At 71.1% G+C, this 22,616-nt stretch carries 20 protein-coding genes; 19 read left to right on the top strand and 1 reads right to left on the bottom strand.

What is annotated here, in order from left to right; translation table 11 throughout:
• Positions 1–22: 22 nt before the first annotated feature.
• The 5 genes from rpoZ to ACVN90_RS08715 all read left to right on the top strand — a co-directional run bounded on the left by rpoZ (position 23) and on the right by ACVN90_RS08715 (position 5,933).
• On the top strand, positions 23–277 hold the full coding sequence (rpoZ, locus tag ACVN90_RS08735; protein WP_018170775.1) for a DNA-directed RNA polymerase subunit omega: 255 nt from the start codon (positions 23–25) through the stop codon (positions 275–277).
• Positions 278–395: 118 nt separating this feature from the next.
• Positions 396–1,589 carry a methionine adenosyltransferase gene (gene metK / locus ACVN90_RS08730; protein ID WP_116193519.1) on the top strand — a complete coding sequence of 398 codons (1,194 nt, stop codon included), beginning with the start codon at positions 396–398 and terminating at the stop codon, positions 1,587–1,589.
• Positions 1,590–1,599: 10 nt separating this feature from the next.
• Entirely contained in the window at positions 1,600–3,621 is a 2,022-nt protein-coding gene (locus tag ACVN90_RS08725) for a primosomal protein N' family DNA-binding protein (RefSeq protein ID WP_475101735.1), read from the top strand.
• A gap of 21 nt (positions 3,622–3,642) precedes the next feature.
• Entirely contained in the window at positions 3,643–4,566 is a 924-nt protein-coding gene (gene fmt, locus ACVN90_RS08720; protein ID WP_475101734.1) for a methionyl-tRNA formyltransferase, read from the top strand.
• Positions 4,563–5,933, top strand: coding sequence for an RsmB/NOP family class I SAM-dependent RNA methyltransferase (locus ACVN90_RS08715; RefSeq protein WP_475101733.1), 1,371 nt, complete (start codon positions 4,563–4,565; stop codon positions 5,931–5,933). The genes fmt and ACVN90_RS08715 overlap by 4 nt, the downstream gene beginning before the upstream one ends.
• Before the next feature lie 22 nt (positions 5,934–5,955).
• Here ACVN90_RS08715 and glsA read toward each other — a convergent pair whose 3' ends face one another.
• On the bottom strand, positions 5,956–7,128 hold the full coding sequence (gene glsA, locus ACVN90_RS08710) for a glutaminase A (protein WP_475101732.1): 1,173 nt from the start codon (positions 7,126–7,128) through the stop codon (positions 5,956–5,958).
• Positions 7,129–7,148: 20 nt separating this feature from the next.
• Here glsA and rpe point away from each other — a divergent pair, with 20 nt between their 5' ends.
• From rpe to pyk, 14 genes are all read left to right on the top strand, one after another.
• On the top strand, positions 7,149–7,844 hold the full coding sequence (rpe, locus tag ACVN90_RS08705; protein WP_475101731.1) for a ribulose-phosphate 3-epimerase: 696 nt from the start codon (positions 7,149–7,151) through the stop codon (positions 7,842–7,844).
• 52 nt (positions 7,845–7,896) lie between these two features.
• Complete coding sequence (locus ACVN90_RS08700; protein WP_045302883.1) at positions 7,897–8,160, top strand: phosphoribosyl-ATP diphosphatase; 264 nt, start codon at positions 7,897–7,899, stop codon at positions 8,158–8,160.
• 43 nt (positions 8,161–8,203) lie between these two features.
• Complete coding sequence (hisG, locus tag ACVN90_RS08695) at positions 8,204–9,046, top strand: ATP phosphoribosyltransferase (RefSeq protein ID WP_475101730.1); 843 nt, start codon at positions 8,204–8,206, stop codon at positions 9,044–9,046.
• Complete coding sequence (gene hisF / locus ACVN90_RS08690; RefSeq protein ID WP_475101729.1) at positions 9,046–9,819, top strand: imidazole glycerol phosphate synthase subunit HisF; 774 nt, start codon at positions 9,046–9,048, stop codon at positions 9,817–9,819. Before hisG ends, hisF begins: the two co-directional genes overlap by 1 nt.
• On the top strand, positions 9,816–10,181 hold the full coding sequence (gene hisI, locus ACVN90_RS08685; RefSeq protein ID WP_475101728.1) for a phosphoribosyl-AMP cyclohydrolase: 366 nt from the start codon (positions 9,816–9,818) through the stop codon (positions 10,179–10,181). The genes hisF and hisI overlap by 4 nt, the downstream gene beginning before the upstream one ends.
• Positions 10,178–10,813, top strand: a complete 636-nt coding sequence (locus ACVN90_RS08680) for a Trp biosynthesis-associated membrane protein (protein WP_475101727.1) — start codon at positions 10,178–10,180, stop codon at positions 10,811–10,813. The genes hisI and ACVN90_RS08680 overlap by 4 nt, the downstream gene beginning before the upstream one ends.
• Before the next feature lie 46 nt (positions 10,814–10,859).
• On the top strand, positions 10,860–11,090 hold the full coding sequence (locus ACVN90_RS08675; RefSeq protein WP_475101726.1) for a DUF6704 family protein: 231 nt from the start codon (positions 10,860–10,862) through the stop codon (positions 11,088–11,090).
• Between the two features lie 2 nt (positions 11,091–11,092).
• Positions 11,093–11,869 (top strand): indole-3-glycerol phosphate synthase TrpC, encoded by a 777-nt coding sequence (gene trpC / locus ACVN90_RS08670; RefSeq protein ID WP_475101725.1) that lies wholly within the window; start codon positions 11,093–11,095, stop codon positions 11,867–11,869.
• Positions 11,866–13,131: a tryptophan synthase subunit beta gene (gene trpB, locus ACVN90_RS08665; protein WP_475101724.1), complete on the top strand. Its 1,266-nt coding sequence runs from the start codon at positions 11,866–11,868 to the stop codon at positions 13,129–13,131. The genes trpC and trpB overlap by 4 nt, the downstream gene beginning before the upstream one ends.
• Positions 13,128–13,922: a tryptophan synthase subunit alpha gene (gene trpA / locus ACVN90_RS08660; RefSeq protein WP_475101723.1), complete on the top strand. Its 795-nt coding sequence runs from the start codon at positions 13,128–13,130 to the stop codon at positions 13,920–13,922. The genes trpB and trpA overlap by 4 nt, the downstream gene beginning before the upstream one ends.
• Before the next feature lie 65 nt (positions 13,923–13,987).
• On the top strand, positions 13,988–14,959 hold the full coding sequence (lgt, locus tag ACVN90_RS08655; RefSeq protein ID WP_475101722.1) for a prolipoprotein diacylglyceryl transferase: 972 nt from the start codon (positions 13,988–13,990) through the stop codon (positions 14,957–14,959).
• 75 nt (positions 14,960–15,034) lie between these two features.
• Complete coding sequence (gltB, locus tag ACVN90_RS08650; protein WP_475101721.1) at positions 15,035–19,642, top strand: glutamate synthase large subunit; 4,608 nt, start codon at positions 15,035–15,037, stop codon at positions 19,640–19,642.
• Entirely contained in the window at positions 19,635–21,101 is a 1,467-nt protein-coding gene (locus ACVN90_RS08645; RefSeq protein ID WP_475101720.1) for a glutamate synthase subunit beta, read from the top strand. The genes gltB and ACVN90_RS08645 overlap by 8 nt, the downstream gene beginning before the upstream one ends.
• Before the next feature lie 48 nt (positions 21,102–21,149).
• The gene (pyk, locus tag ACVN90_RS08640; protein ID WP_056367250.1) at positions 21,150–22,598 is read left to right on the top strand and encodes a pyruvate kinase; all 1,449 of its coding nucleotides are present in this window, start codon (positions 21,150–21,152) and stop codon (positions 22,596–22,598) included.
• Positions 22,599–22,616: the final 18 nt, after the last annotated feature.

Genomic DNA, 22,616 nt, shown 5'->3' with positions numbered 1-22,616 from the left:
ATCCGATCCAGGAGGTTTCGCCATGGCCGGAACGAACCAGGGCATCATCGAGCCCCCCATCGACAGCCTGCTCGAGAAGGTCGACTCGAAGTACCAGCTCGTGATCTTCGCGTCCAAGCGCGCGCGTCAGATCAACGACTACTACTCCGACCTCCACGAGGGCAACCTGTTCGACAACGTGGGCCCGCTCGTCGACTCGACCGTCGAGGACAAGCCGCTCACCATCGCGATGCACGAGATCCACGAGGACAAGCTGCGCCTTCGTCGCGCGGAGTAATCCGACACATCCTCGATGCCCCCGAGGACGGCGCTGTCCGTCCTCGGGGGCATACTGGTGTCCGCCCCCTCGGCGGCCGGACGCCTTGAAGACCGGAGCCACGACAACTGGAGTACCGATGACCGACCTGCGTCTGTTCACGTCCGAATCCGTCACCGAGGGCCACCCCGACAAGATCTGCGACCAGATCTCGGACTCGATCCTCGACGCGATCCTGGACGCCGACCCGAACGGGCGCGTGGCCGTCGAGACCCTCGTCACCACCGGGCTCGTCCACGTCGCCGGCGAGGTCTCGACCTCTGCGTACGTCGAGATCCCGGCGATCGTCCGCGACGTCGTCAACCGCATCGGCTACACCTCCAGCGAGACCGGCTTCGACGGCGACTCGTGCGGCGTGAGCGTCTCGATCGGTGCGCAGTCCTCCGATATCGCGGCCGGCGTCGACAAGGCGTTCGAGCGCCGCGAGGACGGCTCGGAGGACCCGCACGATCTGCAGGGCGCGGGCGACCAGGGCATCATGTTCGGCTACGCGACGACCGAGACGCCGCAGCTCATGCCGATGGCCGCGTGGACGGCGCACCGCATGGCCGAGCGCCTCGCCGAGGTGCGCCGCTCGGGCGAGCTCCCGTTCCTGCGCCCCGACGGCAAGACCCAGGTCACCCTCGGCTACGACGGCGCGACGCCCAAGACCGTCGAGTCCGTCGTGCTCTCGACGCAGCACCACCCCGACATCTCGCAGAAGGCGCTGCGCGCCGCCGTGCGCGCCGAGGTGATCGACCCGGTGCTGGAGGCGACCGGACTCGAGCTGCCCGACGTCAAGTTCTACATCAACCCGGCCGGGCCTTTCGTCATCGGCGGTCCCAAGGGCGATGCCGGCCTGACGGGCCGCAAGATCATCATCGACACGTACGGCGGGGCATCGCGCCACGGCGGCGGCGCGTTCAGCGGCAAGGACCCGTCGAAGGTCGACCGCTCGGCCGCGTACGCGATGCGCTGGGTGGCGAAGAACGCCGTCGCCGCGGGCCTCGCCGACCGCCTCGAGGTGCAGGTCGCGTATGCCATCGGCAAGGCGAAGCCCGTCGGCCTCTACGTCGAGACGTTCGGCACGGGCCGCGTGGCCGACGACGTGATCACCCAGGCGATCCTCGACGTGTTCGACCTCCGCCCGAAGGCGATCATCGACCAGCTCGATCTGCTCCGGCCGATCTACGCGCAGACTGCGGCATACGGCCACTTCGGCCGCGAGCTGCCCGACTTCACGTGGGAGCGCACCGACCGCGCCGACGCGCTGCGCGCGGCAGCCGGGCTCTGACGCCGGCCGCGTGACCGCGGTGAACGGCGGCGAACCCGACCCGGGCGATCGGCCGCGGCGCTCCCGCCGCGTCGCACGCGTGCTGATCGACTCGCCGCTGCCGCAGCTCGACCGTCTCTTCGACTACGAGATCCCCGGAGAGCTCGCCGCCGACGCCGTGCCCGGTGTGCGCGTGCGCGTGCCACTGCGCAGTGCCGGGCGGGTGGTCGACGCGCTCCTCGTCGAGGTGGGGGAACCGGATGCCTCGGATCGCCCGCTCTCGCAGCTCGAAGCTGTCGTGTCGCCGGTGCCGGTGCTGACGCCGCCTCTCTACGCGCTGGCGCGGCGCGCCGCCGACCGTGCCGCGGGATCGGCGGGCGACATCCTTCGTCTCGCGATCCCGAAGCGCATGGTGCGAGCCGAGAAGGCATGGCTTGCGGCCGACCCGCCGGAGCCGCCGGTGATCGACGACGCGGATCGCGCGTGGGCCGACGGTGTGCTCGGCGCGTACCCGGGGCTCGCCGAGGGGCTCGACGGTGACGAACGGCTCGCGCTCGACGCGCCGCCCGTGCCCGCGACCCTCGGCGACGGCACCGTCGTCGGGTCGTGGGCGATCCTCCTCGCCGCGGCCGCCACGCACACGCTGGCTTCAGGGCGGAGCGCCGTGATCGCCGTGCCCGACCACCGCGACCGCGCCCAGCTCGAAGCGGCGCTGGCGGCCCGCATCCCCGCCGACGCCCTGGTCAGAGACGACGCGAAGCAGAGCGGCCCGACCCGGTACGCCGCGTTCCTGCGCACGCTCGCCGAGGCGCCGTGCGTCGTGATCGGCAACCGCTCCACGGTGTACGCGCCGGTGTCCGAGCTCGGACTGGTCGCACTGTGGGACGATGGCGACCCGTTGCTGGGCGAGCCCCTCAGCCCCGGCGTGCATGCCCGCGACGCCGCGCTGCTCCGGCAGGAGCTGCACGGCGGATCCCTCGTCTTCGCAGGGCACACCCGCACCACCGACGTCGAGCGTCTCGTCGCCGTCGGCTGGGTGCGGGACCTCCCCGCAGCGCGCCGTGTGAGCCCGCGCGTCGTGCTGAGCGCGAATCGCGAGGGGGAGTCGCGCGCCGCGCGGGTGCCCTCGTCGGCGTTCGCCGCCGCACGCGAGGCGCTCACCGACGGGCCGGTGCTGGTCCAGGTGGCGCGCCCCGGTTACGCCCCCGTGCTCGTGTGCGCGAAATGTCGGCACCCCGCGCGCTGCGCGCACTGCGGCGGCCCGCTCCACGCGGCCCGGCAGGGCGCCGTGCCGACCTGCTCGTGGTGCGGCCGCGCCGCGAACGCCTGGGCGTGCCCCGAGTGCCGCTCGAGCATGCTGCGGATGGCCTCGTCCGGCAGCGAGCGCACCGCCGACGAACTCGGGCGCGCCTTCCCGGGCACGCGGGTGATCGTCGCCGACGGCGATCACCCGGTGGCCCAGGTCGACGCGCGCCCGGCGCTCGTGGTCGCGACGCGCGGCGCCGAGCCGCTCGCGGGCGGCGGATATCGCGCGGTGATCCTGCTGGACGGGGATCGGATGCTGATGGCCGACGACCTGCGCATCGGCGAATCATGTCTGCGCTGGTGGTCGAATGCGGCTGCCCTCGCCGCCCCCGGGGCCCCCGTGCACCTCGTCGGCGTCGGGGGAGAGATCGCCCGTGCGCTCGCGACGTGGACGCAAGCCGGCTACGCCCGTGCCGAGCTCGCCGACCGCGCCCCGCTGCGCATGCCGCCGACCGTCCGCGTGGCCTCCGTCGACGGGCCCCGGCGCGCCGTCGATGCCGCGATCGCCGAACTGCGCACCGCCGTCCCCGAGCTCGACGCGGAGGCTGTCCTCGGTCCGATCGCACACGACGAGTCGGTGCGTGCACTGGTGCGGTTCGACTACGGCCTCGGCGCGCGCGTGACCGAGAGTCTGCGCGCGTCCGTCGTCGGCCACGCGGTGAAGGGACGCCGCCCGGCGAAGGGTCGCACACCCGGACCCGCCCATACACTGAAGGTTCGGGTCGACGTGCCCGATCTCGATCTCTGACCCTCGACTTCCAGGAACGTCATGCGTCTCGTCTTCGCCGGCACACCCGCGCCGGCTGTGCCGTCGCTGCGCCGGCTCGCGGCATCCGCCCACGACATCGCCGCCGTCGTCACCCGCCAGGACGCCCCTCTCGGGCGCAAGCGGGTGCTGACGCCGTCGCCGGTCGCGGCGGCCGCCGAGGAGCTCGGCCTCCCGGTGATCCGCGCCGACCGCCTCGATGCGACCGTCACGGCCGAGATCGCGGCGCTCGAACCCGACCTCGGCGTGATCGTCGCCTACGGCGGGCTCGTGCGCGAGCCACTGCTGTCGACGCCGGCGCACGGCTGGATCAACCTGCACTTCTCGCTGCTGCCGCGCTGGCGAGGCGCCGCACCGGTGCAGCGTGCGCTCATCGCGGGCGACGCCCGCACCGGGGCGAGCGTGTTCCAGCTCGTGCCCGAGCTCGACGCAGGCGACGTGTTCGGCGAGCTCGCGGTCGACATCCCGGCTGACGCCACCGCGGGCGACCTCCTCGCGGCGCTGGCCGACGACGGTGCCCGACTGCTGACCGACGTCGTCGACGCGATCGGCGCCGGCACCGCCGTCGCGCGCGCCCAGCAGGGCGAGACCACATACGCGTCGAAGCTCGGCGACGACGACGGCCGCGTCCGATGGGACGAGCCGGCCGACGCCGTGCTCGGCCGCATCCGCGGCGTCACGCCCGAGCCGGGCGCGCACACCACCATCGACGCTGCCCGGTTCAAGATTCTCGCCGTCGCACCGGCTCCCGCCGACGCTCCGTCGCTCGCGCCGGGGGTGCTCGCCCTGCACGGCAAGCAGGTGATCGCCGGGACCGCGTCCGCGCCGATCGCACTCGAGACGGTGCAGCCCGCCGGCAAGGGCGCGATGCGCGCCGCCGACTGGTGGCGTGGGCTCCGCGACGCGACGCCGGTGGCGGGATCGTGAGCCGCACGGTCGCGGCGCGCCGCGTCGCCTACGACACGCTGCGGGCCGTCCACGAGTCGGACGCGTACGCCAACCTGCTGCTGCCGACCGCGATCTCCCGCGCCGGGCTGTCGACGGCCGACGCCGCGCTCGCGACCGAGCTCACCTACGGCACGCTCCGGCGCCAGGGCACGTACGACGCGGTGATCGCGATCGCCGCCGACCGCCCCGTCTCCGACATCGATCCGGCAGTGCTCGACGCCCTGCGGCTCGGTGTCCACCAGCTGCTGTCGACGCGCGTGGCCTCCCACGCCGCCGTGAACGAGTCCGTCGAGCTCGCCCGCGGCGCCGGCGGGCGCGGCGCCGCGGGCTTCGCGAACGCCGTGCTGCGCCGGGTCTCCCGCGACACCCCGGGCGACTGGATGACCCACGTCGCCGCGAGCGCGCGCTCCGACGACGAGCAGCTCGGCCTGCTGTTCTCGCACCCCGTGTGGGTGGTGCGCGCCTTCCGGCGGGCGCTCGCGGCGGAAGGCCGCGTCGAAGAGCTCGAGGCGCTCCTCACCGCCGACAATGCGTCGCCTCGCGTCACGATGGCGGCCCTTCCCGATCTTGCGGGTGTCCCCGACGACGCACGCCGCACGCCGTTCTCGCCGATCGGCTTCCGGCTCGGCGGCGGCGACCCCGATTCGCTGGTGCGCACCTCGCGCGGCCGCCTCCGCGTCCAGGACGAGGGCTCGCAGCTCGCCGCCCTCGCGCTGACGCGCGCGCTGCCGATCGTCGAGGGGGAGCGCTGGCTCGATCTGTGCGCGGGTCCCGGCGGCAAGACAGCCGTGCTCGCCGCCGAAGCGCGGGTGGGCGGAGCCATCCTCGAGGCCAACGAGATCTCGCCGGCTCGTGCCGGGCTCGTCCGTCAGGCTCTCGCCGGCGTCCCGATCGAGGTGCCGGTGTCGGAGGAGGACGGCCGCGTTCGGGCACAGGAGGCGCCCGAGACGTACGACCGCATTCTCGTCGACGCCCCGTGCACCGGGCTCGGCGCGTTGCGCCGTCGTCCCGAGGCACGGTGGCGCAAGGCGCCCAGCGATGTGCCGGCGCTCACCGAGCTGCAGCGCGAGCTCCTCACCGAAGCGGTCGGCGCCCTCAAGCCCGGCGGTGTCGTGGCCTACGTCACGTGCTCACCGCACCTCGCCGAGACGTCGGGCGTCGTCGCCGACATCCGCCGCGAGTGGGGCGCGGCGCTCGAGGAGGTCTCCGCCCGCGACGTGATCACGTCACTGTCGGACGCCGACCCGGGCCTGCCGCCGCAGGCCGACGGCAGCGGACGTGCGCAGCTGTGGCCGCACCGTCACAACACCGACGCGATGTCGATCTCGCTGCTGCGGCGCGTCTGATCCGCGGCATCCGCTCTCCGGGTCACTCCCGGAGGCGGATCCCGTGTGGCATCTGCTCGAACTCGACCCGCAGCGCGACCAGCGCGGCGCTGTGGGCGCGCGCGAGGTCTCGGGCGTCGACGATGACCTCGGCGCCCTCTGGCAGAGCCTCGGCGATCTCTCGGAGCACCGCGACGATACGCTCGGTGCCGGCGAGCCCGAGCTCGCCCGCCAGGCGCAGCACCCGCCCCTGGTCGGTGTCCTCGACCGTGAACGCGGGCACGGCGACGCTCTCGTGCGATTCGAGCAGATGCATGCCGAACCGCTCGCCGAGTGTCTCGAGGAGCGCGATGGCGCGCACCGAGTTGCCGTGCGCATCCAGGCGCGGGCTGAACGCTGCGATGCCGAACTGCGACGGGGCGACGGCGAGAAGACCGCCGCTGACTCCACTCTTCGCCGGCAGGCCGACGCGCAGCAGCCATTCGCCGGAGTAGTCGTACATGCCGCAGCTCGCCATGATCGACAGCACGTCGCGGGCAACCGCCTCGGAGACGACCCGCTCGCCGGTGACGGGGTTGAGGCCGCCGAACGCGAGGGTGGCCGACATCACGGCGAGGTCGCGCACGGTCACGAGGAGCGAGCACTGCCGGAAGTAGGTCTCGACGGCGATTTCGACGGACCCCTCGATGACCCCGTGCGAGCGCAGGAGGTGCGCCAGCGCGCGGTTGCGGTCGCCGGTCGCCGACTCCGAGGCGTAGACCTGCTCGTCGACCCACAGCGACCTCCCGGCGAAGGCGGAGAGCCCGTCGACGATGCGGGTCATCCGGTCGTCGACGCCGTCTCCGGGGATGAACGCGGACGTCGCGATCGCCCCGGCGTTGACCATGGGGTTCGCCGGTCGCCCGGTGCCGGGTTCGAGGCTGATCGCGTTGAACGGCTCGCCGCTGGGCTCCACGCCGACCTTGCGCAGCACCGCGTCGCGGCCCCGGTCGGCGAGCGCGAGCGCGAGAACGAACGGCTTCGAGATCGACTGGATCGTGAACTCGTGCGTGACGTCGCCGACGGCGCGCACCCGGCCGCGCGGGCCGACGACGGCGAGCGCCAGACGATCGGGGTCGGCGGCGGCGAGCTCGGGGATGTAGCCCGCCGGGGCACCGTCGTCATGCGGGCGGATGTCTTCGAGGACGTCGTGCAGCAGCGCCGTGATCGGATCCACGGCTCGACCATAATGGACGCGTGCCACCGATCTACGACACCTCCCGCCAGACCGGCATCCGCATCAACCCCAGCATCCTCGCCGCCGACTTCGTCAACATGCAGGCGGAGCTCGCGCGCATCGCGACGGCGGACTTCGTCCACGTCGACGTCATGGACAACCACTTCGTGCCCAACCTGACGTTCGGCCCGCAGATGGTCGAGCGCATCCAGTCGACGAGCCCGGTGCCCCTCGACGTGCACCTCATGATCGCCGACCCCGACCGCTGGGCCCCCGGCTACGCCGAGCTGGGCGCGGCATCCGTCACGTTCCACCTCGAGGCGGCCACCGAGCCGGTCGCGCTCGCGCGGCGCCTGCGAGACATCGGTGCGCGCGCCGGCGTCGCGGTCAAGCCCGCGACGCCCGTGGAGGGCCTGTTCGACCTCCTCGACGACTTCGACCAGATCCTCGTGATGACCGTCGAGCCCGGCTTCGGCGGCCAGTCGTTCATGCCCGAGACCATGCCGAAGCTCAGCCGCCTGGCCGACGAGGCCCGTCGGCGCGGGTCGTCGGTCTGGCTGCAGGTCGACGGCGGCATCGGCGAGTCGACCATCCTGCAGGCCGCTGAGGCCGGCGCCGACACGTTCGTCGCGGGCTCCGCCGTGTTCGGCGCGAGCGACCCCGCGAACGCCATCGCGGGTCTGCGCGCGACCGCCGCCGAGCACCACGGGCACTGAGCCTGCCGTCACGCGGCGCCGAGGCATCCGTTCGGTTCGATACCCTGGCATGGTGAAGACGTTCGACACGCTGTACGCCGAGCTCGCCGCGAAAGCGGCTGAGCGCCCCGAGGGATCGGGAACCGTCGCGCAGCTGGACGCGGGCGTCCACGCGATCGGCAAGAAGATCGTGGAGGAGGCCGCCGAGGTCTGGATGGCGGCGGAGTACGAATCGACGGATGCCGCAGCCGAGGAGATCTCGCAGCTGCTGTACCACCTGCAGGTGCTGATGCTCGCGAAGGGGCTGAGCCTCGAGGACGTCTACCGACATCTCTGAGCGCGCGTCCCCACCCGTCCTCGAACCCGAAAGCCCCGCTGCCATGCTGCGAATCGCCGTGCCGAACAAGGGCTCGCTCGCCGAGACCGCCTCTGAGATGCTCCACGAGGCGGGCTACATCGGTCGTCGCGACCCCAAGGACCTCCACGTCATCGACCCTCAGAACGAGGTCGAGTTCTTCTACCTCCGCCCGAAAGACATCGCGACCTACGTCGGCTCCGGCGCACTCGACGTCGGCATCACCGGCCGCGATCTGCTGCTCGACGCCCGCATGCCGGGCGCTCGCGAGATCGAAGCCCTCGGCTTCGGCGATTCGACCTTCCGCTTCGCGGGCCCTCCCGGGCGCTTCACGTCCGTGCAGGACCTCAACGGCTCGCGCGTCGCGACCGCCTATCCGGGCCTGGTCGACGCGTTCCTCGACGAGCACGGCGTCGCCGTCGACCTGGTGCCGCTCGACGGCGCGGTCGAGTCGGCCGTGCGCCTGGGAGTGGCGGATGCCGTCGCCGACGTCGTGTCGACCGGCACCACGCTGCGCCAGGCGGGCCTCGAGATCTTCGGTCCCGTGCTGCTGCAGTCCGAGGCCGTGCTGATCACCTCGCCGACCCAGGCGGAGGGCACCGACACGCTCCTGCGGCGCCTGCGCGGCGTCATGGTCGCCCGGCGCTACGTCATGGTCGACTACGACCTGCCCGCCGACCTCGTAGACGACGCGGTCAAGATCGCCCCCGGCATCGAGTCGCCCACGATCGCGCCGCTGCGCGATCCGGCGTGGGTCGCGGTGCGCGTGATGGTCCCGCGCAAGGGTGTGAACCAGGTCATGGACGCGCTGTACGCGATCGGCGCCCGCGCGATCCTCGTGACCGCGATCCACAACGCGAGACTCTGATGAGCCTGGTCTGCCGCGTCATCCCGTGCCTCGACGTCGCCGCCGGCCGCGTCGTCAAGGGCGTGAACTTCCAGAACCTGCGAGACATGGGCGACCCGGTCGAACTCGCGCGGGAGTATTTCCGCCAGGGCGCCGACGAGATCACCTTCCTCGACGTCACCGCGACCGTCGACAAGCGCTCGACGACGTACGACGTCGTCCGGCGCACCGCCGAAGAGGTCTTCATCCCGCTCACGGTCGGCGGGGGAGTGCGCTCTGCCGACGACGTCGCCCGACTGCTGTCGGTCGGCGCCGACAAGATCGGCGTGAACTCCGCCGCGATCGCGCGTCCGCCGCTGCTGGACGAGATCGCGGACCGGTTCGGCGCACAGGTGCTCGTGCTGTCGCTCGACGTCAAGCGTTCGCCCGCGACCGACTCCGGCTTCGTCGTCACCACGCACGGCGGCCGCACGGAGACGACCCTCGACGCGCTCGAGTGGGCGCGCGAGGCGATCGAGCGCGGCGCGGGCGAGCTCCTCGTGAACTCCATCGACGCCGATGGCACCAAGCAGGGCTTCGACCTCGAGCTCGTCTCCCTGATGCGCGAGGTGGCCAGCGTCCCCGTCATCGCGTCGGGCGGCGCCGGCAAGGCCTCGGACTTCGGCCCCGCGATCGAGGCCGGCGCGGACGCCGTGCTCGCCGCATCCGTCTTCCACTCCGGTCAGCTCACGGTCGGCGACGTGAAGGCCGCCATGCAGGCCGAAGGCATCGCCGTGCGGGAGGTGGCGGCATGACCGAGACGCTCGACGAGCGCATCGCGCGCGTCACGTTCAACGGCGACGGCCTCGTCGCCGCCGTCATCCAGCAATGGGACACGCGAGAGGTCCTGATGCTCGGATGGATGGATGCCGAGGCCCTCCGCCGCACGCTCACAGAAGGTCGCGTCACCTTCTGGTCGCGCTCGCGCCAGGAGTACTGGCGCAAGGGCGACACCTCCGGCCACATCCAGCTCGTGCGCGGAGCGAGCCTCGACTGCGACGGCGACACGATCCTCGTCGAGGTCGAGCAGATCGGCGCCGCGTGCCACACCGGCACCCGCACGTGCTTCGACGGGCGCGACCTCGGCGCCGTCCGCGGCCCGGAGCCGGTCGCGTGATCCGCAGGGCGCGACTGCTCTCCGTCGTCGTCATCGTGCTGTGCGGCGCGCTCGGCGTGATCTCGTCCACGCAGACCTGGCTCACGGTCGAACTGCAGGACGCCGCCCAGCACCTGCTCGACGTGCCGGGCGCGTCGGCGGTGCCGGTCCTCGCTCCGCTCAGCCTCGCGGTGCTGGCCCTCGGCGCCGCGCTGTCGATCGTCGGACTGGTGCTGCGCTATGTCTTCGGCGCGCTGGCGTTCTTCATCGGCTCAGTGCTCGCCTGGCTGACCGCCCGCGTCGTGTTCGAGCACCCGACCTCCGCTGTCGCGTCGGTCGTCACCGAATCGACGGGCATCGCGGGGGAGGAGTCGGTCGCGAAGCTCGTCGCCTCGATCGATGCGACTGCGTGGCCCGCCATCACCCTGGTGGTGTGGGCGGTGCTCGTCGCGGCCGGCGTCTTCGTGCTCGCCACGGCTCACTCCTGGTCGCGCACGGGCCGGCGCTACCGCACCGACGAGGCGGCGAAGGCCGCTCCTGCCACCGATTCCCCCGCGCGCGCCGGCGACGGCGCGCGCCCCCACGACGCCGCCGGATCGCGCGCCATCGACGACTGGGACGACCTGTCGCGTGGCGAGGATCCGACCGCCTGACCGCTAGACTGGCGGCATCCCGCCCAGGTTTCACGAGGAGATATCCATGAGCAACAACATCGGCGACCCCGGCCACGGACACTCGCCCGCAGCCTGGACGGCCGTCGTGATCATGCTCATCGCGGTCTCGATCGGCACCTTCTTCTTCTTCATGGACATGCCCATCTACGTCTGGGCGTCGGCAGGCCTTCTGCTGATCGGCCTTCTCGTCGGCTGGATCATGAAGCGCGCCGGCTACGGCGTGGGCGGCTCCAAGGTCGCGGCGAAAGAGCACTGAGCATGCTCGCCGACCTCACGGCCGGCGCGGTGGAGGATGCCGAGGCACGCGCCTCGGTGCGTCCCCTGGCACAGGTGGAGTCCGCTGCTCTCGCGCAGCGTCCCGCTCTCGACGTCCTCGCCTCGCTCGCTCCTTCCGACCGCGTGAAGATCATCGCCGAGGTCAAGCGCGCGAGCCCGTCGCGCGGTGACCTCGCCACCATCCCCGACCCGGCCCTCCAGGCCCGTCGCTACGAAGAGGGCGGCGCGTCGGCGATCTCGGTCCTCACCGAAGGACGCAAGTTCAAGGGCAGCCTCGCCGACCTCGAGGCCGTCAAGGCCGCGGTGTCGCTTCCGGTGCTGCGCAAGGACTTCATCGCGACCGAGTACCAGCTTCTCGAGGCTCGCGCGGCGGGTGCCGACCTGGCGCTCCTGATCGTCGCCGCGCTCGAACAGGACGCGCTCGCCCGCCTCTACGCGTTCACGCGCGAGCTGGGCATGACGGCACTCGTCGAGACCCACTCCGCCGACGAGGTCGACCGCGCCGTGGACCTCGGGGCCCAGCTCATCGGGGTCAACGCGCGCGACCTGTCCACGTTCCAGCTCGACCGCGACCTCTTCGGCCGCCTCGCCGAGCGCATTCCGGCCGGGGCGATCAAGATCGCCGAGTCGGCCGTGCTCGCACCCGAGGATGTCGCCCACTACCGTCGTGACGGCGCGGACGTCGTGCTCGTGGGCGAGGCCCTCGTCACGAACGATCCCGTGTCCACCCTGCGCGCATTTCTGGAGGCAGGCGCATGAGTCTTCGTGAGGCTCCCGGGCCCCTGTTCGGCGAGTTCGGCGGGCGGTACATGCCCGAGTCCCTCATCGCCGCGATCGACGAGCTGACGGCGGAGTACGAGGCCGCGAAGGCCGATCCGGCGTTCCAGGCCGAGTTCGTGCGGCTGCTGCACTCGTACGCCGGTCGCCCGTCGCCGATCACCGAGGTCGCCCGGTTCGCCGAGCACGCCGGCGGCGCCCGCGTCTTCCTCAAGCGCGAGGACCTCAACCACACCGGCTCGCACAAGATCAACAACGTGCTCGGCCAGGCGCTGCTCACGAAGCGCCTCGGCAAGACGCGCGTCATCGCCGAGACCGGCGCCGGCCAGCACGGCGTCGCGACCGCGACCGCCGCGGCACTGTTCGGCTTCGAGTGCACGATCTACATGGGCGAGGTCGACACCGAGCGCCAGGCGCTCAACGTCGCCCGCATGCGGCTGCTCGGCGCCGAGGTGATCCCTGTCAAGACCGGCTCGCGCACCCTCAAGGACGCGATCAACGACGCCTACCGCGACTGGGTCGCGAGTGTCGAGACGACGAACTACATCTTCGGCACGGCGGCGGGCCCGCACCCGTTCCCCGCGATGGTCCGCGACTTCCAGAAGGTCATCTCCGAAGAGGCCCGCGCGCAGCTCCTCGAAGAGGCGGGCCGTCTGCCGGACGCCGTCCTCGCGTGCGTCGGCGGCGGCTCGAACGCGATCGGCATGTTCGACGCCTTCCTCGACGACGAGGGCGTCAAGCTCTACGGCGTCGAGGCCGCCGGCGACGGCGTGGACACACCGCGTCACGCCGCCTCGATCGAGCGCGGGCGCCCCGGCGTGCTGCACGGCGCGAAGACCTTCGTGCTGCAGGACGAGGACGGCCAGACGATCGAGTCGCACTCGATCTCGGCAGGTCTCGACTACCCGGGCGTCGGCCCAGAGCACGCATGGCTCGCGTCGATCGGCCGCGCCGAGTACATCCCCGCGACCGACGACGAGGCGATGCAGGCGCTGCGACTGCTCTCCGAGACGGAGGGCATCATCCCGGCGATCGAATCGGCCCACGCCCTCGCCGGGGCCCTGCGCATCGGCCGCGAACTCGGTCCCGACGCCATCCTCGCCGTGTGCCTCTCGGGCCGAGGCGACAAGGACATGGACACCGCCGCGCGCTACTTCGACCTGTACGACAAGGGCACGGATGCCGCGGCCGCCGCCTCCGCGCCGCACGACGACACCGCCCACGGCGAGGGGGAGAAGCTATGACTTCGCGCGTCGCCGCGGCGATCGACGCCGCTCGTGCGGAGGGTCGCGGCGCGTTCGTCGGCTATCTCCCGCTCGGATTCCCCGACCTCCAGGCGAGCATCGACGCCGCGGTCGCACTGGCCGAAAACGGCGCCGACATCCTCGAACTCGGCCCGCCGTACTCCGACCCGGTGATGGACGGCACTGTCATCCAGGAGGCGACGCAGGCCGCTCTTGCCGGCGGCTTCCGACTGCGCGACACGTTCACGGCCGTGCGCGAGATCACGCGTCGCGTCGACGTCCCCGTGCTCGTCATGACGTACTGGAATCCGGTGCTGCAGTACGGCGTCGACCGCTACGCCGACGACCTGCTCGCCGCCGGGGGAGCAGGGCTCATCACGCCCGACATCACGCCCGAGGCGGCACCCGAGTGGATCGCCGCCAGCAAGCGGACCGGTCTCGACCGCGTGTTCCTCGCCGCGCCGACCTCGACCGACGAGCGCCTCGCGCTCATCGCCCTGAACTCCACCGGCTTCGTCTACACCGTTTCGACCATGGGCATCACGGGCGAGCGCGCGCAGTTGGATGCTGCGGCCCGCACGCTCGTCGCCCGCCTGCGCGAGCACGGAGTCGAGCACGCGTGCGTCGGCATCGGCATCTCGAACGCCGAGCAGGTCGCGGGCGTGCTCGAGTACGCCGACGGCGCGATCGTCGGCACCGCGCTCGTACGCGCGCTGCGCGACGGAGGCCTGCGCGGTCTCGCCGAGACCGCGCAGAGCCTCGCCGCAGGCACCACCCGCGGCGCGAACTAGACTTCTGAAGTCGACGGCCACCGCCGCGACCCCCCGCACGGATCCAGCAAGGACACGGTTCTCCCATGATCAACGCCGCCGCGAGCGTCGTCGCCAGCATCCCGAGCCCGTCGATCAGCTACTTCGACATCGGCCCCCTGCGGATCCACATCTACGCGCTGTGCATCATCACGGGCATCATCGTCGCGGTGCTGTGGACCAACGCCCGCCTCACCAAGCGCGGCGCCGAGCCGTGGGTCGTCATCGACATCGCGCTCCTCGCCGTACCGCTCGCGATCATCACGGCGCGCATCTACCACGTGCTCACGCACTGGAACTTCTACTTCGGCGAGGGCGCGAACCCCTGGTCGGCACTGTTCATCTGGGAGGGCGGCATCGCCATCTACGGCGCGCTCATCGGCGGCGCCGTCGGTGCGTGGCTCGGCTGCCGGTGGACCGGAATCCGCTTCTGGACGTTCGCCGACGCCCTGGCCCCGGGCCTCCTCCTGGCGCAGGCGATCGGCCGCTTCGGCAACTGGTTCAACCAGGAGCTCTTCGGCCTGCCCACCGACGTGCCGTGGGGCCTCGAGATCGCCTACCCGAACCCGGCGTGGCCGATCGGCCTCCCCGAAGGCACGCTCTTCCACCCGACGTTCCTGTACGAGGTCATCTGGAACACGCTCGGCGTGCTCTTCCTCGTGTGGGTGGGTCGCCGGTTCACCCTGCAGTGGGGACGCCTCTTCGGCCTGTACCTCGTCTGGTACAGCGCCGGCCGCATCGTGTGGGAATCGATCCGCATCGACCCGAGCGACATCTTCCTGGGCCTGCGCACCAACGTCTGGGCGGCCATCTTCGGCGTCGTGATCGGGCTCGCGATCTTCTTCGTGCAGAAGCGCCGTCACCCCGGCCTCGAGCCGTCGCCCTATGTGTCCGGCCGCGAGTGGAAGGCCGGACAGGCTGTACAATCGCAGGACACCGACGACTTCGTCGACGTCAGCGAACCCCCGACGTCCGAGGCCGAAGGGGCCAGCGCCACAAGCACTCCTGCCAACAAGTAACGCTGCTCTCCCCCCGAAGAGCGCGCCCAGGGCCGACGTCGTCCCATCTTGACTATCAACGTGAGGACGGTAGGTATGGCTTCGAGCCCCCGTTCCGTCGCCTCTGCGGAGGCGAACTTCCCCGCTTCGTCCGGCCGCGCCGGATTCCCCCAGAAGCAGGGGATGTACAACCCTGCCTTCGAGAAGGACGCCTGCGGCCTGGCCATGGTCGCCACGCTCCGCGGTGAAGCCGGCCACGACATCATCGATCTGGCCCTCACCGCCCTGCGCAACCTCGAGCACCGCGGTGCGATCGGCTCCGACGCCGGCACCGGCGACGGCGCAGGCATCCTGACGCAGATGCCCGACGCGTTCCTGCGCGCCGTGGCGGGCTTCGAGCTTCCTCCCGTCGGGGAGTACGCCGCAGGCCTCGTTTTCCTGCCGCGCGATGCCGAGGCCCGCGAGACCCAGAAGAGCGGGATCGAGCGGATCGCAGCATCCGAGGGTCTGACGGTGCTCGGGTGGCGCGACGTCCCGACCTCCGACGAGAACCTGGGCAAGCTGGCCTTCGAGGCACGCCCGGTCTTCGAGCAGCTCTTCATCTCGCACCCGGCGTCGGGCGAGCGCGCCGCGTTGTCGGGCATCGCCCTCGACCGCCGCGCGTACCGCCTGCGGGCTCGGGCGCGGACCGAGCTCGACGCGTACTTCGTCTCGCTGTCGTCGCGCACGCTCGGCTACAAGGGCATGGTCACGACGCTCCAGCTCGAACCGTTCTACCCCGACCTGCAGGACGAGCGATTCGCCTCCGAACTCGCCGTCGTGCACTCGCGCTACTCGACCAACACGTTCCCGTCGTGGCCGCTCGCGCAGCCGCTGCGCATGCTCGCGCACAACGGCGAGATCAACACCGTCAACGGCAACCGCAATTGGATGCGCGCGCGCCAGTCGCAGCTCGAGTCCGAGCTGCTGGGCGACATCCAGCCCCTGCTGCCGATCTGCACCACCGGTGCGAGCGACTCGGCCTCGTTCGACGAGGTGCTCGAGCTCCTCACGCTCACGGGCCGGAGTCTCCCGCACGCCATCATGATGATGGTCCCCGAGGCCTACGAGAAGCAGGCCGACATCGACCCGAAGCTGCGGGCGTTCTACGAGTTCCACTCCATGCAGATGGAGCCGTGGGACGGCCCGGCCGCGCTCATCTTCACCGACGGCACGCTCGTCGGCGCCACGCTCGACCGCAACGGCCTGCGCCCCGGCCGCTGGACCGAGACCACCGACGGCCTCATCGTGATCGGCAGCGAGACCGGCGTGCTCGACTTCGAGCCCGAGCGCATCAAGCGCCGCGGGCGCCTCCGCCCCGGCCGCATGTTCCTCGTGGACACGGCCGAGCGCCGCATCATCGAGGACGACGAGATCAAGGCCCGGCTCGCCGACCAGGAGCCGTGGCAGGAGTGGCTCGACGCGGGCCGCGTGCGCCTCGCCGACCTGCCCGAGCGCGAGCACATCGTGCACCCCATCGCCTCGATCACCCGGCGTCAGCGCACGTTCGGCTACACCGAGGAAGAGGTCAAGATCCTCCTCACGCCGATGGGGCAGAACGGTGCCGAGCCGCTCGGCGCGATGGGCTCCGACACGCCCGTCGCCGTGCTGAGCGAGCGCCCCCGCCTGCTGTTCGACTACTTCACGCAGCAGTTCGCACAGGTCACGAACCCGCCGCTGGACTCCATCCGCGAAGAGGTCGTCACGTCGCTCGGCCTGGGTCTCGGTCCCGAGCGCAACCTCCTCGAGTGGGGACCCGAGCACACGCGCGTCGTGACGCTCGACTTCCCGGTGATCGACAACGACGAGCTCGCGAAGATCCAGCACATCGACACGGCGCTCCCGGGTCGCACGTCGGTCACGATCCGCGGCCTGTACCGCGTCGAGGCCGGCCACAAGGGTATGAAGAAGCGCCTCGAGCAGATGTGCCAGGAAGTCGACCAGGCCATCGAGGACGGCGCCGAGTTCATCGTGCTGTCGGACCGCGACTCCAACAAGGACCTCGCGCCGATCCCGTCGCTGCTCATGCTCGCGGCCGTGCACCACCACCTCATCCGCAAGCAGACCCGCATGAAGTGCGGCCTCGTGGTCGAGGCCGGCGACGTGCGCGAGGTGCACCACATCGCGACGCTCATCGGGTACGGGGCATCCGCCGTCAATCCGTACCTGGCGATGGAGACCGTCGAGTACCTGGTGCGCGCCGGGTTCATCACCGGCATCGCGCCCGAGAAGGCCGTCAAGAACCTGATCTACGCGCTCGGCAAGGGCGTGCTCAAGATCATGTCGAAGATGGGCATCTCGACCGTGTCGTCGTACGCGGGCGCGCAGGTGTTCGAAGCCGTGGGCCTGTCCCAGGACTTCGTCGACACCTACTTCACCGGCACCGAGTCGAAGCTCGGCGGCGTCGGACTCGACGTCATCGCCGCCGAGAACGCCGCCCGGCACGCGTACGCGTACCCGGAGGATGCCGCGGTCCGGGCGCACGAGCGGCTCTGGACGGGTGGCGAATACCAGTGGCGCCGCGACGGGTCGCCGCACCTGTTCAACCCCGACACGGTGTTCCGCCTGCAGCACTCGACGCGCACGCGCCGGTACGACATCTTCCGCGAGTACACGAAGCTCGTCGACGACCAGGCGAACGAGCTGAAGACGCTCCGCGGCCTGTTCGCGCTCAAGACCGAGGGTCGCACGCCCGTGCCGATCGACGAGGTCGAGTCGGTCGCGTCGATCGTCAAGCGCTTCTCGACGGGGGCCATGAGCTACGGCTCGATCTCGCGCGAGGCCCACGAGACGCTCGCCATCGCGATGAACCGCATCGGCGGCAAGTCGAACACGGGTGAGGGCGGCGAGGACGTCGACCGCCTGCTCGACCCCGAGCGACGCAGTTCCATCAAGCAGGTCGCCTCGGGCCGCTTCGGCGTCACGAGCCTGTACCTGACCGAGGCCGACGACATCCAGATCAAGCTCGCCCAGGGTGCCAAGCCCGGCGAGGGCGGTCAGCTGCCGCCGACCAAGGTGTACCCGTGGGTCGCACGCACGCGTCACGCGACCGCCGGCGTGGGCCTCATCTCGCCGCCGCCGCACCACGACATCTACTCGATCGAAGACCTCAAGCAGCTGATCTTCGACCTCAAGCGCGCCAACCCCGGTGCGCGGGTGCACGTGAAGCTCGTGAGCCAGTCCGGCATCGGCGCGGTCGCCGCCGGCACCGCCAAGGCGCTGGCCGACGTCATCCTGGTGTCGGGTCACGACGGCGGCACCGGTGCGAGTCCCCTGAACTCGCTGAAGCACGCGGGTACCCCGTGGGAGCTCGGTCTCGCCGAGACGCAGCAGACGCTCATGCTCAACGGCATGCGCGACCGCGTCGTCGTGCAGGTCGACGGCCAGCTCAAGACCGGCCGCGACGTCATCATCGGCGCGCTGCTGGGCGCCGAGGAGTTCGGCTTCGCCACGGCGCCGCTCGTGGTCTCGGGCTGCATCATGATGCGGGTCTGCCACCTCGACACGTGCCCCGTGGGCGTCGCGACGCAGAACCCGGTCCTGCGCGAGCGCTTCAACGGGAAGCCCGAGTTCGTCGTGAACTTCATGGAGTTCATCGCAGAAGAGGTGCGCGAGTACCTCGCGGCGCTCGGCCTCCGCTCGCTCGACGAGGCGATCGGCCGCAGCGACCTGCTCGACGTCGATGGTGCGGTCACGCACTGGAAGGCGAACGGCCTGGACCTCGGCCCGGTGCTCGACGGTCCGGTCTTCGCCGAGGACGAGCCCCGCCGCAACACCACCGCGCAGCTGCACGAGCTCGACGAGCACTTCGACGTCGGCCTGATCGAGCGCGCGCAGGACGTCATCGCGAACGGCGGCGAGATCACGATCGACCTGCCGATCCGCAACACCGAGCGCGCGGTCGGGACGCTCCTGGGTCACCACGTGACCCGGGCACGCGGCGAGAACGGCCTGCGGTCGGGGAGCATCGTCGTCAACCTCACCGGTTCGGCGGGCCAGTCCTTCGGCGCGTTCATGCCCGCGGGCATCACGCTGCGCCTCGAGGGCGACTCCAACGACTACGTCGGCAAGGGCCTTTCGGGCGGGCAGATCGTCGTCCGCCCGCCGCGCGGCGCCACGTTCGACGCGTCGAAGAACGTCATCGCGGGCAACGTGATCGGCTACGGCGCCACGCTCGGGACGATGTTCCTGCGCGGCGTCGTGGGCGAGCGCTTCTTCGTCCGCAACTCCGGCGCCACCGCGGTGGTCGAGGGCGTGGGCGACCACGCGCTCGAGTACATGACCGGCGGTCTCGCGGTCATCCTCGGTGCGACCGGGCGCAACCTCGGCGCGGGCATGTCGGGCGGCACCGCCTACGTGTACCGGCTCGACCGCAAGCTCGTGAACCGCGAGGCGCTCGCCTCCGGCGAGCTCGAGCTCGGCGAGCTGGGTTCCGGCGACGCCGAGATCCTCCGCGACCTGCTCGAACAGCACGTCGCCGAAACCGAATCGACTCTCGCCCAGGCTCTGCTCGACGACTTCGAGGCCGAGCTGGCGAACTTCGTCCGGGTCCTGCCGCGCGACTACGCCGCGGTGCTGCAGACCCGCCAGGAGGCCGTCGCCGAGGGGCTCGACCCCGACGGCGACGTCGTCTGGAACCGCATCCTGGAGGTGACGGGTGGCTGACCCGAAGGGCTTTCTGAAGGTCACCGAGCGCGAGCTGCCCACGCGGCGGCCGGTGCCGGTGCGCATCATGGACTGGAAAGAGGTCTATGAGCCGGGCGACGCGGCGGTGCTGCGCCGGCAGGCCGGACGCTGCATGGACTGCGGCGTGCCGTTCTGCCACAAGGGCTGCCCGCTCGGCAACCTGATCCCGGAGTGGAACGACCTGACGTGGCGCGGCGAGGGCCGCGCCGCGAGTGAGCGTCTGCACGCGACGAACAACTTCCCGGAGTTCACCGGGCGGCTGTGCCCCGCGCCCTGCGAGAGCTCCTGCGTGCTCGGCATCAACCAGCCGGCCGTGACCATCAAGCAGGTCGAGGTCTCCATCGTCGACGAGGCGTTCGCGAACGGCTGGATCGAGCCGGAGCCCCCGGGACGCCTCACCGGCAAGACTGTCGCCGTCGTCGGCTCGGGCCCGGCAGGCCTCGCGGCCGCGCAGCAGCTCACGCGCGCCGGCCACACCGTGGCCGTGTTCGAGCGCGACGACCGCATCGGCGGTCTCCTGCGCTACGGCATCCCGGACTTCAAGATGGAGAAGAAGCATCTCGAGTCGCGTCTTCGCCAGATGCAGGACGAGGGCACCCGCTTCCGCGCGGGGGTCGAGATCGGCAAGGACATCTCCTGGGCGGATCTCCGCGCGCGCTACGACGCGGTCGTCATCGCCACCGGCTCGACGGTGCCGCGCGAGCTCGCGATCCCCGGACGCGACCTGGCCGGCGTGCACTTCGCCATGGAGTACCTGATCGAGTCCAACAAGGCCGTCGCGGGTGACGCGGTGCCCAACCAGATCAGTGCCGAGGGCAAGCACGTCGTCGTCATCGGCGGCGGCGACACCGGCGCCGACTGCATCGGCACGGCGCACCGCCACGGCGCGCTGAGCGTGACCAACCTCGCCATCGGCCGCCGCCCTCCGGGCGAGCGGCCGGAGCACCAGCCGTGGCCGATGGACCCGCTCGTGTTCGAGGTGCAGTCCGCGCACGAAGAGGGCGGCGAGCGTGCCTACCTCGCCTCGACCGTCGAGTTCCTCGGGAACGGCGCCGGCGAGGTGCGCGCGCTGCGCGTGGCCGAGACCGAGTTCGTCGACGGTCGACGCGTGCCCAAGAGCGGCACCGAGCGCGAGATCCCCGCCGATCTCGTGCTGATCGCGATGGGTTTCACCGGCCCGGAGCGGGCTCTGCTCGAGGACCAGCTCGGCGCCCGCTTCACCGAGCGGGGGAACGTCCGCCGCGAGGATGACTACCAGACGACCGCCCCGGGCGTGTTCGTGGCCGGCGACGCCGGCCGCGGCCAGTCGCTCATCGTGTGGGCGATCGCCGAAGGACGCGCCGCCGCAGCCAGCGTCGACCGCTTCCTCATGGGTGAGACCCAGCTGCCCGCTCCGGTCCGCCCCACCGATGTCGCCATCGGCCTGCAGCCCGCGTAGGCTGGCCGAGGCACTCGCCACCTTCAACCCACCCGGAGAAAACCACGGATGAGACGCGCCAAGATCGTCGCCACCCTTGGGCCCGCCACGTCGTCGTATGAGATGGTCCGCGCGATCATCGATGCCGGCGTCGACGTCGCCCGCTTCAATCTGAGCCACGGGGACTACTCGGTCCACGACAACAACTTCGCCAATGTGCGCAAGGCCGCCGACGACGCCGGACGGGCGGTCGCGATCCTCGTCGACCTGCAGGGTCCGAAGATCCGCCTCGGCAAGTTCGAGAACGGACCGCACGAGCTGGCGGTCGGCGACATCTTCAAGATCACCACCGAAGACATCCTCGGCACCAAAGAGATCGTGGGCACGACGTTCAAGGGCCTCCCGAACGACGTCAAGCCGGGCGACTTCCTCCTCATCGACGACGGCAAGGTCCGCGTCGAGGTCGTCGAGACCGACGGCACCGTGGTCACCACCAAGGTGATCGTCGCCGGCCCGGTCTCGAACAACAAGGGCATCAACCTGCCCGGCGTCGCGGTCAACGTGCCCGCGCTGTCCGAGAAGGACGAGGCCGACCTCCGCTGGGGTCTGCGCGCCGGCGCCGACATCATCGCCCTGTCGTTCGTACGCGACGCGAAGGATGTGCAGCGCGTGCACGTCATCATGGCGGAGGAGGGACGCCACGTCCCGGTCATCGCCAAGATCGAGAAGCCGCAGGCGGTCGACAACCTCGAGGAGATCATCGACGCGTTCGACGGCATCATGGTCGCCCGCGGCGACCTCGGCGTCGAGCTGCCCCTCGAAGCGGTGCCGATCGTCCAGAAGCGTGCGGTCGAGCTCTGCCGCCGCATGGCGAAGCCCGTCATCGTCGCGACGCAGATGCTCGAGTCGATGATCGAGAACCCGGTGCCGACCCGCGCCGAGACGAGCGACGTCGCCAACGCCGTCCTCGACGGCGCGGACGCGGTCATGCTCTCGGGTGAGACCAGCGTCGGCAAGTACCCGGTCGTGGTCGTCGAGACCATGGCGCGCATCGTGGACTCGACCGAGGAGCACGGCCTGGACCGCATCCAGCCGCTCACGACCAAGCCCCGCACGCAGGGTGGCGCGATCACGCTCGCGGCCATGGAGGTCGCCGAGTTCGTCGACGCGAAGTTCCTCTGCATCTTCACCGAGTCGGGCGACACCGCGCGCCGCATGTCTCGCCTGCGCCCCCGCATCCCCATGATCGGGTTCGCCCCCGAACCGGCGATCCGTCGCCGCATGGCCCTCACGTGGGGCGTGCAGTCGACGCTGGTCGAGCACGTCGCGCACACCGACCTGATGTTCATCCAGGTCGACGACTACCTGCTGTCCAACGACCTCGCGAAGGTCGGTGACAAGGTCGTCGTGATCTCGGGATCCCCTCCCGGGATCATCGGCTCCACGAACGACATCCGCATCCACAAGGTGGGCGACGCGGTGCACGGCAAGGCGCCGATCTACAAGACACGGGACTGACACCTCCCTCATCCGGAC

The sequence above is a fragment of the Microbacterium sp. F01 genome (genome assembly GCF_056156365.1).
The sequence above is the reverse complement of the archived record's forward strand: the minus strand, read 5'-3'. Positions and strand labels throughout refer to the sequence as shown.

Excerpts from the sequence above, each read along its gene's own strand:
- hisI (WP_475101728.1), top strand. The coding sequence starts at position 9,816 with ATGACCGAGACGCTCGACGAGCGCATCGCGCGCGTCACGTTCAACGGC.
- trpA (WP_475101723.1), top strand. The coding sequence starts at position 13,128 with ATGACTTCGCGCGTCGCCGCGGCGATCGACGCCGCTCGTGCGGAGGGT.
- pyk (WP_056367250.1), top strand. The coding sequence starts at position 21,150 with ATGAGACGCGCCAAGATCGTCGCCACCCTTGGGCCCGCCACGTCGTCG.
- trpB (WP_475101724.1), top strand. The coding sequence starts at position 11,866 with ATGAGTCTTCGTGAGGCTCCCGGGCCCCTGTTCGGCGAGTTCGGCGGG.
- hisF (WP_475101729.1), top strand. The coding sequence starts at position 9,046 with ATGAGCCTGGTCTGCCGCGTCATCCCGTGCCTCGACGTCGCCGCCGGC.
- hisG (WP_475101730.1), top strand. The coding sequence starts at position 8,204 with ATGCTGCGAATCGCCGTGCCGAACAAGGGCTCGCTCGCCGAGACCGCC.
- lgt (WP_475101722.1), top strand. The coding sequence starts at position 13,988 with ATGATCAACGCCGCCGCGAGCGTCGTCGCCAGCATCCCGAGCCCGTCG.
- metK (WP_116193519.1), top strand. The coding sequence starts at position 396 with ATGACCGACCTGCGTCTGTTCACGTCCGAATCCGTCACCGAGGGCCAC.
- ACVN90_RS08675 (WP_475101726.1), top strand. The coding sequence starts at position 10,860 with ATGAGCAACAACATCGGCGACCCCGGCCACGGACACTCGCCCGCAGCC.
- rpoZ (WP_018170775.1), top strand. The coding sequence starts at position 23 with ATGGCCGGAACGAACCAGGGCATCATCGAGCCCCCCATCGACAGCCTG.
- fmt (WP_475101734.1), top strand. The coding sequence starts at position 3,643 with ATGCGTCTCGTCTTCGCCGGCACACCCGCGCCGGCTGTGCCGTCGCTG.
- gltB (WP_475101721.1), top strand. The coding sequence starts at position 15,035 with ATGGCTTCGAGCCCCCGTTCCGTCGCCTCTGCGGAGGCGAACTTCCCC.
- trpC (WP_475101725.1), top strand. The coding sequence starts at position 11,093 with ATGCTCGCCGACCTCACGGCCGGCGCGGTGGAGGATGCCGAGGCACGC.